At 69.1% G+C, this 12,166-nt stretch carries 12 protein-coding genes and 2 tRNA genes; 6 read left to right on the forward strand and 8 right to left on the reverse strand.

Annotation, left to right across the window (positions count from 1 at the left end; genetic code table 11):
• Window positions 1–142: 142 nt before the first annotated feature.
• Together QNJ12_RS13690 and QNJ12_RS13695 are read left to right on the forward strand one after the other, a co-directional pair.
• Entirely contained in the window at window positions 143–496 is a 354-nt protein-coding gene (locus QNJ12_RS13690) for a YciI family protein (RefSeq protein ID WP_300623287.1), read from the forward strand.
• A complete protein-coding gene (locus tag QNJ12_RS13695) occupies window positions 459–1,712 on the forward strand; it encodes a DUF6596 domain-containing protein (protein WP_300623288.1) in 1,254 nt (417 codons plus the stop codon). Before QNJ12_RS13690 ends, QNJ12_RS13695 begins: the two co-directional genes overlap by 38 nt.
• A 24-nt stretch (window positions 1,713–1,736) precedes the next feature.
• Here QNJ12_RS13695 and QNJ12_RS13700 read toward each other — a convergent pair whose 3' ends face one another.
• From QNJ12_RS13700 to QNJ12_RS13710, 3 genes are all read right to left on the reverse strand, one after another.
• Window positions 1,737–2,909, reverse strand: a complete 1,173-nt coding sequence (locus tag QNJ12_RS13700; protein WP_300623289.1) for an HNH endonuclease signature motif containing protein — start codon at window positions 2,907–2,909, stop codon at window positions 1,737–1,739.
• Between the two features lie 88 nt (window positions 2,910–2,997).
• Window positions 2,998–3,393, reverse strand: coding sequence for a VOC family protein (locus tag QNJ12_RS13705; RefSeq protein ID WP_300623290.1), 396 nt, complete (start codon window positions 3,391–3,393; stop codon window positions 2,998–3,000).
• 1 nt (window position 3,394) lies between these two features.
• A complete protein-coding gene (locus QNJ12_RS13710; RefSeq protein ID WP_300623292.1) occupies window positions 3,395–4,603 on the reverse strand; it encodes an acyl-CoA dehydrogenase family protein in 1,209 nt (402 codons plus the stop codon).
• 67 nt (window positions 4,604–4,670) lie between these two features.
• On the opposite strand from QNJ12_RS13710, the gene QNJ12_RS13715 reads away from it, so the two are divergent.
• Together QNJ12_RS13715 and QNJ12_RS13720 are read left to right on the forward strand one after the other, a co-directional pair.
• A tRNA-His gene (locus QNJ12_RS13715) sits at window positions 4,671–4,747 on the forward strand.
• Between the two features lie 75 nt (window positions 4,748–4,822).
• Window positions 4,823–4,894, forward strand: a tRNA-Lys gene (locus tag QNJ12_RS13720).
• A gap of 752 nt (window positions 4,895–5,646) precedes the next feature.
• On the opposite strand, the gene QNJ12_RS13725 is transcribed toward QNJ12_RS13720, so the two are convergent.
• The gene (locus QNJ12_RS13725) at window positions 5,647–6,099 is read right to left on the reverse strand and encodes a hypothetical protein (protein ID WP_300623293.1); all 453 of its coding nucleotides are present in this window, start codon (window positions 6,097–6,099) and stop codon (window positions 5,647–5,649) included.
• Between the two features lie 793 nt (window positions 6,100–6,892).
• On the opposite strand from QNJ12_RS13725, the gene QNJ12_RS13730 reads away from it, so the two are divergent.
• Window positions 6,893–7,168, forward strand: a complete 276-nt coding sequence (locus QNJ12_RS13730; protein ID WP_300623294.1) for a hypothetical protein — start codon at window positions 6,893–6,895, stop codon at window positions 7,166–7,168.
• 159 nt (window positions 7,169–7,327) lie between these two features.
• On the opposite strand, the gene QNJ12_RS13735 is transcribed toward QNJ12_RS13730, so the two are convergent.
• Complete coding sequence (locus QNJ12_RS13735; RefSeq protein ID WP_300623295.1) at window positions 7,328–8,059, reverse strand: hypothetical protein; 732 nt, start codon at window positions 8,057–8,059, stop codon at window positions 7,328–7,330.
• Window positions 8,060–8,538: 479 nt separating this feature from the next.
• Here QNJ12_RS13735 and QNJ12_RS13740 point away from each other — a divergent pair, with 479 nt between their 5' ends.
• Window positions 8,539–9,690, forward strand: a complete 1,152-nt coding sequence (locus QNJ12_RS13740) for a hypothetical protein (RefSeq protein ID WP_300623296.1) — start codon at window positions 8,539–8,541, stop codon at window positions 9,688–9,690.
• A 13-nt stretch (window positions 9,691–9,703) separates the two neighbouring features.
• Here QNJ12_RS13740 and hypB read toward each other — a convergent pair whose 3' ends face one another.
• From hypB to QNJ12_RS13755, 3 genes are all read right to left on the reverse strand, one after another.
• Window positions 9,704–10,495 carry a hydrogenase nickel incorporation protein HypB gene (hypB, locus tag QNJ12_RS13745; protein WP_300623298.1) on the reverse strand — a complete coding sequence of 264 codons (792 nt, stop codon included), beginning with the start codon at window positions 10,493–10,495 and terminating at the stop codon, window positions 9,704–9,706.
• Window positions 10,496–10,501: 6 nt separating this feature from the next.
• A complete protein-coding gene (locus tag QNJ12_RS13750) occupies window positions 10,502–10,864 on the reverse strand; it encodes a hydrogenase maturation nickel metallochaperone HypA (protein WP_300623299.1) in 363 nt (120 codons plus the stop codon).
• Window positions 10,865–10,939: 75 nt separating this feature from the next.
• Entirely contained in the window at window positions 10,940–11,998 is a 1,059-nt protein-coding gene (locus QNJ12_RS13755; RefSeq protein ID WP_300623302.1) for an AraC family transcriptional regulator, read from the reverse strand.
• Window positions 11,999–12,166 lie beyond the last annotated feature (168 nt).

The following is a 12,166-nucleotide window of genomic DNA, read 5'->3' on the forward strand; positions in this document are numbered from 1 at the left end:
CGCCAACTTACGCAGTTCGTGCCGAGCGGACGATCCGGGAGCGGCGCTGGAGGATTCTTCGAGGCCGATGTCGATTCGGGGTCGTCTCGCGCGTCATGGTGGTGTCGGCGACCGTCGCCGGCCATCACACCGAGGAGTTCACATGAAGTACTTCGTTCTGCTCGCCGGCTACGGCGAGATGCCGCCGTGGGACGAGCTGACCCCGGAGGAGCAGGAGGCCGGCATGGCCCAGCACGTCGCGTTCGACGAGGCGTGCGCCGCCCGGCCCGGCGTCGAGATCACGAGCGCCGAGGCGCTGGCGGACGGCTCGACGGCCACGACCCTGCGCACCCGCGGCGGTGACATGACGATCACCGACGGTCCGTTCGCCGAGGCGGCAGAGCACATCGGGGGCTACTACGTGCTCGATGCTCCCGACCTCGACACGGTCATCGACCTGTGCAAGGTCCTGCCCGCCTATGACATCGACATCCGACCCGTCCTCGACGCACCCTGACCGGACCGTCGAGCGGGTCTACCGGGCCGAGTGGGGGCGGTTGCTGTCACTGCTCGTCGCACGGACGCGGCGTCTCGATCTGGCCGAGGACGCCCTCGGCGAGGCGTTCGCACGCGCCGCGGAGCGCTGGCCGGCGGAGGGTCTGCCGGCCAGCCCCACCGCGTGGCTGTACACGACCGCCCACCGGCTCGTCGTCGGACGGCTGCGCGCCGAGGCCGTCGCCGGCCGCAAGGCGCCGCTGCTGGCGGTCAGCGCAGGTTGGGAGCAGCCGGAGGATGCGAGCGAGGGCTGGGCCGACGATCGCCTGCAGCTGATCCTCCTCTGCTGCCACCCGGCGCTGTCTCGCGAGTCGCAATCGGCGCTCGCCCTCCGCCTCGTCATCGGCACGCCGACGGAGCAGATCGCTCGCCTGTTCCTCGTCGAACCGGCAACGATGGCAGCGCGCGTGACCCGGGCGAAGAAGAAGATCGTGCTGGCCGGCATCCCGCTCGGCGCGCCGGTCGAGGACGAGCTCAGATCGCGCCTCGACGAGGTCTGCCGGACGATCTACCTGGCCTTCACCGCGGGCTACACGCCGGGCAGCGGACCCGACCTGTTGCGGGCCGACTTGGCCGGCGACGCCGTGCGGCTCGCTGCTCTGCTGCACGAGCTCGTCCCCGAGGCCGCCCAGGTGAGCGCCATGCTCGCCCTGCTGCTGCTCCAGCACTCTCGACGCGACGCACGCGTGCACGCCGGGCGCCTGGTCACCCTCGCCGAGCAGGATCGCTCGTCGTGGCACCAGGACGAGATCCGCGCCGCGCTCGACGTCGCCACCGGCCTGCAGCCGAGCGACGGCTACGCGGAGGAGCTCCGCCTCCAGGTGCTCATCGCCGCCGAGCACGCGCAAGCACCGACCGCCGACGCGACGGACTGGGCTGCGATCACCGGCCACTACGCCGACCTGGAAGCCCTCACCGGCTCGGCCGTCGTGCGGCTGAACCGCGCCGTCGCCGTGGCCGAGGTCGAGGGTGTGGAGGCGGGGCTCGTGCTGCTCGCGGGCCTCGACGATCTCCTCGACGGCAATCACCGCCTGCATGCCGTGCGCGCCGACCTCGCAGAGCGGGCCGGCGATCTCGATCTCGCCGTGGCGTCGTATCGCAAGGCCATCGACCGGTGCGCCAACGAGGTCGAGCGAGCGCACCTGAGCGATCGGCTCGCCGCGCTCGAAGGTCCCTGACCGCCGAGGAGCGGGAGACGCCGCTCACGGCGTGGCGAGCGTCAGCTGGTCGGGGCGGGTGAGGATGTCGAGGCGCGGGCGGCTGAGCTCGTGGAGGTCGCCGTTGGGTGATCGCAGCAGGAAGTGCCCGGCCCCGAGGGGCTCGAGTCTCCAGTGCTGCTCGTGCACCAGGTGGTGGTGGAACCAGCACAGCAGGGCCAGGGTGTACGCGTCGGTCTCGCCGCCGTCGGCCCAGTGCACCGTGTGGTGGGCGTCGCACATCTCGGCGGGCACCTCGCAGCCCGGGAACCGGCACCCACCGTCTCGGTCGACGAGCAGTCGCCAGAGCGGATCGGGCACGGTGCGGGTCTGACGGCCGTAGTCGATGACCGCTGAGCCGGCGTGGGTGATCATCCGGTGGACGCCTGCGTCACACGCCAGCCGTCGCGCCGCATCGGGAGTGATGACGTGGCTGTCGAGCAGGCTGATGCCGTTGCGGGTCAGCAGCGTCTCGTACGGGATGGTGACGTCGACCTTCGGTGGGCGCTTCCTCGTGCCGACGGGCTGCTCGAAGTGGCTGAGCGTGAAACGCGCCATCGTGACCAGCGCATCGGCGTTGCGCTGGCCCCGGGTGCGGGTGTCGCCCTCGGCCGGCACCGACAGCATCGACAGCGCGGCTCGCACGACTGCCGTGCCTTCGTTGTCGAGCGCGCCGGTGATCTGGCTCATGCCCCGATCGGTCTTGGTCACCGAGAACCGGCGCAGCTCGAACCCGTCGCGCTCGCGCTCCTCGACCGCGTTCGCCCGCTCGGTCGCAGCCCATGCGTCGAGCATGGTCTTCGCTTCGCGGTACGGCCGACGCCGAACCCAGTCGGCGAACAGCAGCTCGTCGCGCTCGAACGCGGAAGCGATCGACTCGTGCCACACGTCGGCCACCGCACCGACCGTGGCCTCGGAGACGAGGCCCAGTCGGAACAGGTCGGCGACGTGCGGCATCTTTGCCAGCCGCTCGCCGAGGAACAGCACCCGCTTGCATGTGCCGACGGGCTCACCCGTCGCCGCCGCCATCCAGGCCGACGGTGACCGGTAGCCCTTGCCCATCCAGTCACCGGCCTCGACAGCCGCGAACCAACTCGTGATCTCGAGGTAGCGAGCCGCGCGCCGATCGCAGGTCAGCTCGGCCAGCTGATCGGCCCGCTCCCCTGAGATCGACGCCATGGGACCATGATGACGAGCGGGTGTGACAGTCATGATGAGATGCTGTCGGGGTCGGCGAGTCGTTGGACCCGACCTCGCCACCTGCGACTCAGGTGAGCTCGGAGATCTCGAACAGGTGGCCGTCCGGGTCCCGGAAGAAGGCTCTCGTCTCGCCCTGTCGCACGTGCGGCGGCGCCAGGAACTCCGCCCCTCGCGAGCGGAGCAGCTCGTAGAGGCCGAGACAGTCGCTGACGCGGAAGATGAGCTGCGTCGAAATGCGATCGACGTCGGTCGGCGCCTCGAGCGTCACGGTCGGCTTCCCGTCGTCGGGACCACCGCCCGTCACCAGCAGGATCCAGTTGCCGAGCAGGTCGAGCACGACCGAGCTGCCGCCGTACTCGCCGTACACCGAGGCGTCGAGGACCTCGACGTACCAGTCGCGGCTCGCCTCGACGTCACTCACGACCAGCATGTGGGTCAGCGCCGATGCCTCGAAGCGGTCCACGTCAGCTCCTCGGGACCTCGGACCAGGGCAGCTCCTTGTCGACCCGTGGCTCGCCGGGCAGGCCGAGCACCTGCTCGCCGAGGATGTTGCGGAGGATCTCGGACGTGCCGCCCTCGATCGAGTTCGCCCGCACCCGGAGGAACGCGTACTGCAGGCTCTTGCCCGCACCGGTGGCGTCGAGCTCGGTCGGGCGCCGGAACGTGTAGTCGTAGCCGACCAGGCCGTCGGCACCGAGCAGGTCGATGCAGAAGCTGTAGAGCCGCTTGTTGAACTCGGAGAACTCGAGCTTGGCGACCGACATCTCCGGTCCGGGGTTGCCGGCCTTGGCGGCCTCGGCGGCGCGCAGGTTGGTGAGCCGGCCGACTTCGCCGCGCACCCAGAGCCGCATCAGCTCGTCCTTGCGGGACGCGGTCTTCGCCGACCCGTCGAGCTCACGCCAGACGGCGACCGCGTCGTTGGCGGCCCCACCCCGGCGCGGCTTGGCGCCGCTCGCCGAGCCGGTGCCGATCGCCGAGCGTTCGTTCATCAGCGTGGTCAGCGAGGCGCGCCACCCCTCCCCCTCCGCGCCGATCCGGTTCGCGTCGGGCACCCGGACGTCGGTCATGTAGACCTCGTTGAATTCGGCCTCGCCGGTGATCTGGCGGAGCGGCCGCACCTCGACCCCCGGCGCCTTCATGTCGAGCGCGAAGTACGTCATCCCCTTGTGCTTCGGGATGTCGGGGTTGCTGCGGGTGACCAGCATCCCCCAGTCGGCGAGGTGCGCCAGTGTGTTCCAGACCTTCTGGCCGTTGACGATCCACTCGTCGCCGTCACGGACCGCCTTGGTGGCGAGCCCGGCGAAGTCGGACCCTGCGCCGGGCTCGGAGAACAGCTGGCACCACTTCTCCTCGCCGGTGAACATCGGCCGCAAGAACCGCAGCTTCTGCTCGTCGCTGCCGTGGGTGACGATGGTCGGTCCCGCGAGCGCCATGAAGAACGACGTCGGGTCGGCGGGGGCGGCCCCTGCGTCGCGCATCCGCTTCTGGACCAGTCGGTTGAGGTCGGGGCGGACGCCGAGCCCGCCGAAGCCGACCGGGAAGTGGACCCACGCCAGACCGGCGTCGTAGCGGGCGCCGCGGAACTCCACGTCGCTCATCACGGCGGGGTCGTGCTCGGCGAGGAAGGCATCGACGGCCTCGGTCACCGACTGGGTCTGGTGGTCGCTGCTCACGGGCGTGAGTCTCGCGGAACGGGATGTGTCGTTCGGCATCGAACCTGGCAGACTGAGAGTTCCCATGGTGGCCGTAGCTCAGCTGGTGGTAGCGCCAGGTTGTGATCCTGGAGGTCGGGGGTTCAAGTCCCCTCGGTCACCCCACGCAGGCCAGGCAGTTGGGGGGCGCGATGCCGCCCCCTACACTGCCTGAGCCGCAGCGGCCCGAGGTCGCAGCACCCGCCTCTAGCTCAACGGCAGAGCAGTGGACTCTTAATCCATTGGTTCAGGGTTCGAATCCCTGGGGGCGGACTCCCAAAGTGTAGATCTACCTGGCATTTCACCCGGGAGATTGGTCTACCGTCGCGAAGATTGATGACGTAGGGTCGCTACAGGGTCGCTACACCCGGCGAACGAACACTAGCGCCGGAGCAGTGTGTGCAAGGTTCGAAGTCGTGCCGAGGGTTGTCGAGGGACTGGAACCCGTGGACGCGTCCTCGAGACGTCAGCCCTTGTGGCGGATCACCCGTATGAGCGTCGGTCACAGACCGCGCTCATGGCGAGAGTGCCTGCTACTGGTTGCGATCTGCTGGCAGGGTCAACCGTGTACGAACAGCCCTCCCTCATCGAGAATCTCGCCGTACCAGCTATGTGAGACACGGACGCTGCGACCCGTCTAGAGCTGCGAGGTGACCCGAACTTCGCACCCCGCTCGAATGCCGGCCGATTCAGTGCCCGAACGAGTGTTCGTGGATTGGTGCCGAAATCCATCGACCACAGTAGTGGTTCCTCATCCCGACGCCTGTCGTGCGCGGGAGCTTGCGATTCCCGCGCGCGGTCGAAGGGCCGACATCGGGTACCCGCATGGTTGCCAACGCTGGGATTGGCAGCGGCCCACCTCTCGTCAGCCCGCGATCGGAAGGGCGGTTCTTCAGCGGGTCGGACTGTGCTGCGGCGTCGCGATATCGAGCGCCCGACTTGGGTAGCTGCCGAGCGCCCCCGGTGGCGGGTGCTGCGCTCCCGGGCGGGCTCCGGTCCAACGGCGCGACGACGACGACCCCGGCTTACCGGGTCACGTCGACGCTGATGATCAACACATCGTCGCCCGGTGTGAACTTCATCACGTCGACTTCGCCGCCGTGCCTGCTCGACGCGTAGATGATCGTGTGGTCGAAGACGAGCACAGGTTCGTAGGTCTCGAGGCCAACGTTGGTGGCCCTGCTCACCATCGCCTCCAACGAGCCGTCGTCGACCCGGAACTCGGTCTTCACCAGCGACCCCGTGGGAGCAGTCACATGCCCCTGCTCCACGAACAACGAGATCATCTTGTTGCCATCGCCGTCACGTTCGGCAGCGAAGTACTCATCGCCGACCCGCAGCATTTCCTCTTGGCGCTCGGTCAGCTCCGCACCGTTGACGACGACCACGTCGTCGGAACCGCTGTCGTCACCTCTCAGCATCCAGCCGGCCAGGCCACCCAGCACCAGCGCGACGACCGCGATCAGCACGATCAACACGCCGCGTGAACCATGCCTCGATGGTGTGTCGGTCTCGTGCGCCATCGGCCGGTCCAGCGTCTCGGTTCCCATTTCAACCCCCTCTCCTCACTCCTCATTTTCTGCTGCGCCTGCCAGCCGCACAAGACCCGAACGGCCGGTCGTCCTGCTGACGTCCGTCCGTGCCGCTCAGCGCGAGGCACTTGTGATCGACATCGAGCCTGCACGGCGCCGCCACTACTCCGGCACGAAGCGCCTGCTCGCGCCCGGTAGCCGGCGCGCGGCACAGCACACCAGCACGGGAACGCCCACGCGTAACACGACCGTCCCTGGCGGGCGCGGTACTGTGCGCACGTGTGGGGCGCTACAGAGTGCCCGCTCCGGGGGCGACACTCTGTCGGAAGACCCTTCGCCGCTCCCTGGTGATCTACGGGCCGCACGGCGGCGTGAAGCGCAGACGGTCGCCATAGCGTTGCGCAAGTTGCCAGCTGCGCTGCCCACCACAGTGCGCTCTGGCGCCCACTCGGTACCCGGCGATTCCCGCGCCCCCGCCCTCCCGGCATCAGCGCACATGTCGCGACCAACCTGGGCTGGCCACGACCTCGGCGGGCGTCCGATGAGGCATCCCCTAGGGGACGCGGCACGCGTCGAACCCGCCTCCCCGAGTAGGCGGTGCGTGACGCTCGACAGCGGTTCGCTTCAGCGCGCGTTCGGGACGGTGTGGCGCGCGCGTTCCGGTCGATCCACCGCGGGCTCAACCGGAACACAACCAAGCGTCCGCTGTGACGCAACTGGTTGACGTCACAGTCCAGGCATGGAGTTCCTCGCCAACGAAGTCCTCGCTCCGTACTTGGGCTCACTCCTCAGCCCTGGGGTCCTCGCCATCGCAACGGTGACGGCGCTGGTGTTCCTGAGCGGTGTGGGTGCCCTCGCCGTCGAGTGGTGCGACGGCGTCGGCCGCTGGATTCGTCGGCAGCTCGGACAGAGCCTCGAACGAAGAGGCTCTACCGAACGCGAGGTGGCGCTCGATCACACTCATCGGGTGCCCCTCACGCGCTCCGGGACACCCCTGACGCGCGTCATCCGGTAGGCGTTCGGGGGCACGGGCGACGGCCGAACGGGGCGATCCCAAGAAATGGCCGCGGCATCTCCGTCATCATCCCGACCGATCCCGATCCTGAGCCGGCGCACTCGATGCGCCTGGGCAGGTCTGAGCCCCGCCCCGAGCGACGCCCTCCTGCGTCCTGGCTCAGCGGCACACGCCGAAGATCCTGACCTCGATGAACGGGTCGTCGTCGTAGTTGGCCTTCCGGCTGAGGATCGGGTGCGTCTGTGGGCCGCTGGGTGACAGCTCGGTCGTCTGGATCACGTCGGAGCCCGCTGCGGGGTGGTCCACCCACCGACTCGTCGTGCCCGAGACGTGGGAGTCGCGCTCGTAGTACTGCTCGCCGCCCTCCCTGAAGACGGAGAAGACGAACTCGAGGTACTTCCCACTCCGGATCACGAGGTGGTCCGCACCGCCGGCGTAGGAACTCACCTGGTGCGACGAGACCTGGAACGTCTCGAAGTGTGGCGTGTCGAAATCGCCCACCGGATACTGACCCATCACGACCTCGTCGCCGCCGTCCAGGCAGCCGGTCCCGTTGGCGTCCACGACCTCCGCGATCAACACGTCGCCGGCGACGGGATCGAACCCGTCGACACCGTCGACGTCGGTGTACGCGACTGCGAACATCGCCTGGCGTGGGATGCAGTACGCATCGAAGACATACCCTGGCATGTCCGGCACCGGGTCTCCGGGCCGGGCATCACCATGCGCAACGTGGGCGTCGAACGCCGGATCGGCGATCTCGATCAGCAGATAGCTGCCGGCACCGTTGACGTGGCAAACCTCCACCTTCTCCTGCCCCGCCGTCACGACGGCAGCACCCGATACGACGGCCAGCGCGGCAACGACGCTCATCATCAAAGAGCGCTTCATCGCAATTCCCCTTCCGAACGAGCGGAACCCGCTTCGGATCGGAGCAGCAGTCCGGGAGGCCGCCCGCTCTGATGTCCATTGTCCTCCCCACCCGGGCTCGCAGCAACCGTGCCCGACGGGTACCTGCCAGTGGCCTGACGTCGCTGGGGTCACGGATCGGTTCCGGGCCGCATGGGAGACCCATCCTCGTCACGGCAAGCCGAGCCGGCGCCAGCGATGCAACTGGCGTCCTGCACGGGCTCGCGTACGTGAGGACCGGTGTCGCGCCCGGCACCTGCTTCGCCGTCACCGAAGCCCCAGCGACAGCAGCCGATCCGTCCATCCGGGTCGCCTGACGCGCCGACGCCGGTCGAGAGGGCGGAACGCCGGCGTCGTGCCGGCGATCTTCCGGTCAGCGGCCGGCGCGTAGAATGCTGGTGAAGGGGCCGCGCCCGACTGCGGTCCGGTCACGACCGCTGCGCGGCCTGCGGGAGGCTGCCATGAGCACGGTCCGCCATCGCACGATCATTGCGTTCCTCGCGTGCGTCACCGTCACGGTCGCCGCCGGTGTCACGTTCCGGGCCTGGAGCGCCGACGCCGCGCCGGGCGACACGGGCACCACGTTCGTACCCCTCGCGCCCTGTCGGCTGGTCGACACCCGCCCGACCCCCGACCGCGTCGGCAGGTTCGGCGCCTTCACGATCGCCGACACGCGGACCGTCGCGGCCCACGGGACGAACGGTAACTGCACGATCAGCCCCGATGCGGTGGGGCTGTCGCTGAACGTCACCGCCGCAGGCGCCAGCTCCCCGACGTTCCTGACGATCTGGCCCGGTGGTCCACGCCCGCTCGCGTCCAGCCTGAACCCGGTGCCCGGTCAGCCGCCGACCCCCAACGCCGTCACGACCGACCTGTCAGCTGTCGGCACGTTCGACGTCTACAACCTCGCCGGCACCGTCGATGTGATCATCGACGTGAACGGCTACCACACCGCCTCCTCGCTCCAGCAGCTCGCGGCCACCGACGACGCGCTGGAGTCGGACGTCCAAGCGCTCCAGACCGCCGATGCTGCGCTCGAATCCGACATCCAGGCCCTCCAAGCCGGTGGCTCAGCACTGCGGTCGGACGTCGAGGCGCTCGAGACCGCCCACGCGTCGCTGACGTCGGAGGTCACGGATCTGGGGGATGCACACGCGGCACTCGAAGCAGCGGTCGCGGAGCAGTTCGCGAACCGGTACTCCCCCTACCTCGTGCCTGCGGCGGCGTTCCACGCGGACTCACCGGGCGCGAACTACTTCTACAGCTTCACGACCGGGCGCTACAGCGCCGGCGACGGCTGCCACTACGCGCCGGCGGAGCTGCCGCACGCGGCCACGATCGACAGCATCGACTTCTACCTCTACGACAACGAACCGTCGGACAACCTCACGGTCGAGCTGGTGCGGAAGGTTCTGGCCACGACCTCGAGTGCATGGCCCATCGCCGCCGGCAGGACGAGCGGCAGCTCGACGTCGATCCAGATCATCACCGACGACACGATCACACACCCGGTGGTCGACCGCGACTACGCCTACTACCTCACCCTCTGCTTCCCGGCGAGCGGCGGGCCGCTCGAGGTCGCCGGCGCCGCGATCTACCTGAGCCCCGGCTGATCGCTACCCGCCGCTACGGCCGTAGCCACTCGGCGACCCGGTCGACACCGTCGCCGGTCCTTGCACTGACCTCGACGACCTCGACGGTCGGATTGACCTGGCGCAGGTGCTCGTAGAACGCGTCGAGGTCGAAGTCGAGATGCGGCAGCAGGTCGATCTTGTTGACGAACACGGCGTCGACGGCGTGGAACATCACCGGGTACTTGAGCGGCTTCTCCTCGCCCTCGGTGATCGCGTACACCATCGCCCGCCGGTCTTGGCCGACGTCGAACTCGGCGGGGCACACGAGGTTGCCGACGTTCTCGATCAGCACCACGTCGAGCTCGCTGAGCGGCAGGCGGGACAGACCCGAACGGACCATGACCGCGTCGAGGTGGCACTCCCCGCCGAACCCGGCATCGGTGTTGACGAGCGCGATCGCTGCGGTCCCGACGTCGGCCAGCGCATCGGCGTCGATCGACGTCGCGATGTCGCCCTCGAGGACACCGACCCGCACGCCGGACGCAGCAAGCTCGGGGATCGCTCGTCGCAGCAGGCTCGTCTTGCCGGCGCCGGGCGACGACATCAGGTTGACCATCCGCACACGGTGCTCGGCGAGGTCGTCGCGGTTGCGTTGCGCGATCCGGTCGTTCTCGTCGAGGATCGTCTCGAGGATCTGGACCCGCTCGGTGCCCGTCTCGTACCCGCTGTGGTCGCCGACGTCGCGGTGACCGTGTCGGTCCTGGCCGTCGCCACCGTCGTCATGGTCTCCGTCATGGTCGTGGACGTGCACGGTGCCGTCGGGATGGCGGTGGAAGCGACCCATGACGCCCTACGTCGCCGCCCGGTCGGCCGCGGCCGGCGACGCGACGTCGATCGACTCGACCAGGAACTCCTCACCGCTCACGAGATCGGTGTTGACGCCGCCGCACGCCCCGCAGCTCCGCACCGGCATGTCGAGTGTCGTCGACGCGCCGCAGTCGCGACACACGATCACCGCCGGTACATGGTCGACCTCCAGGCGTGCGCCCGCCAACGGCGTGTCACGCACCTGCAGCTCCCAGCAGTACGCGAGCGTGTCGGGCACGACCTGTCGGAAGTGGCCGATGCGGACTCGGACCACCTCGACCTCCCGCCCGGCGGCGTGCTGGGCAACGGTCGAGGCGATCGACCGGCACAAGGAGAACTCGTGCATGCGCGGCACCGTAGGCGGCAGGCGAGTGCACCGTCCATCTGCTCCACGCATCGAGCACCGGATCGTCGGGCGCGTTCACGACCGCAACGTCTGCGACGGCGACTCGCCGAAGCGCTCGCGATACGTCACCGCGAACCGCCCGAGGTGGGCGATGCCCCACCTCGACGCGATGTCGGTCACCGTGATGCCGGCGCCCGGCGCTGCGTCGGCGAGGTCGGCGCGGGCCCGCTCGAGCCGACGGTTGCGGATGTATGCCGTGATCGTCTGGCTGAGGTCCTCGGAGAACTGCTGCTGGAGCGTGCGCACGCTGACTCCGACCGACGCAGCGATGTCGGCGACGGCCAGGCCGGCCGACAGGTTGCGCTCGATGTGGTCGCACGCAGCGCGCACCGTGTTGCGCACGGGAGCCGTCGCCGGCTCGAGCAGCTCGGAGTAGTTCGACGGCTGGCTGTACAGCAGCGAGCTCATCGCGAACTCCTCGAGCTGTCCGTGACCGACGCCGGAATGGAGCAGCGACGCCCGTTCGTAGAGCTCGGCGTGCAGCATCTGCAAGGCGAAGTTCCAGCGGCTCGCTCGCGGGCTCGTGAGGTCGAACGCCGGCTCGAACTCGATCGGGCCCGGCAGCGAGCGACCGAGCAACCGGCTGAGATGGACGTCGAAGGCGGTCCGGTCGATGCGGACCACGAGGTGTGCGGCGTCCGCATCGCAGTCGAGCACCATCGGCTCGCCCGGTCGAGGGACGACGGCGTGGACCGGGCTCGCGTCGATGACCTCCTCCCCGACCGTGACACGCGACGTGCCGTTCGCCGGGACCATCACCAACACGTCGTCGGGGAGTCGCTGCACCTCGACCCGCGCCGCGGTCGTGTAGTCGAGGTAGCCGAGCGTGACGTCGCGGACGAGCACGCCGTGGAACGACGACCCGAACGCCTCGTGGTCGCCGTCGGCGACGTGCACCCGATGAACGCCCAGGAGGTCCCGACCGAACATCGCCGCTTCGGCGGGATCGTCGGCGGCGTAGATGCCGTGCCGACCGAGCGCGGGCGGCAGCCCTCGCGGCTTGAGGCGAGGTCGCGGCTCGTCCCGCGTCCGCCGCGTGTTGAGGGTCTGGAGCCGGGTCAGGCGCCCGGGCATCGTGAACCGTTCCTCGCCGTCCACGCACCACGGATGACGGCGGCGGAAATCGGATAGCAGGATTGCGCGTATTGCACCGTTTGTGGACAGTAGCTGCGCGGGGCGGATAGCTGCAATGCGTCAAGTGGATCTACGTTGTGCTTCCTGGAGCACAAGGGGCAAAGGTCC

Source organism: Ilumatobacter sp. (assembly GCF_030065885.1).
In the GTDB taxonomy this organism is placed as follows: Bacteria; Actinomycetota; Acidimicrobiia; order Acidimicrobiales; family Ilumatobacteraceae; genus Ilumatobacter.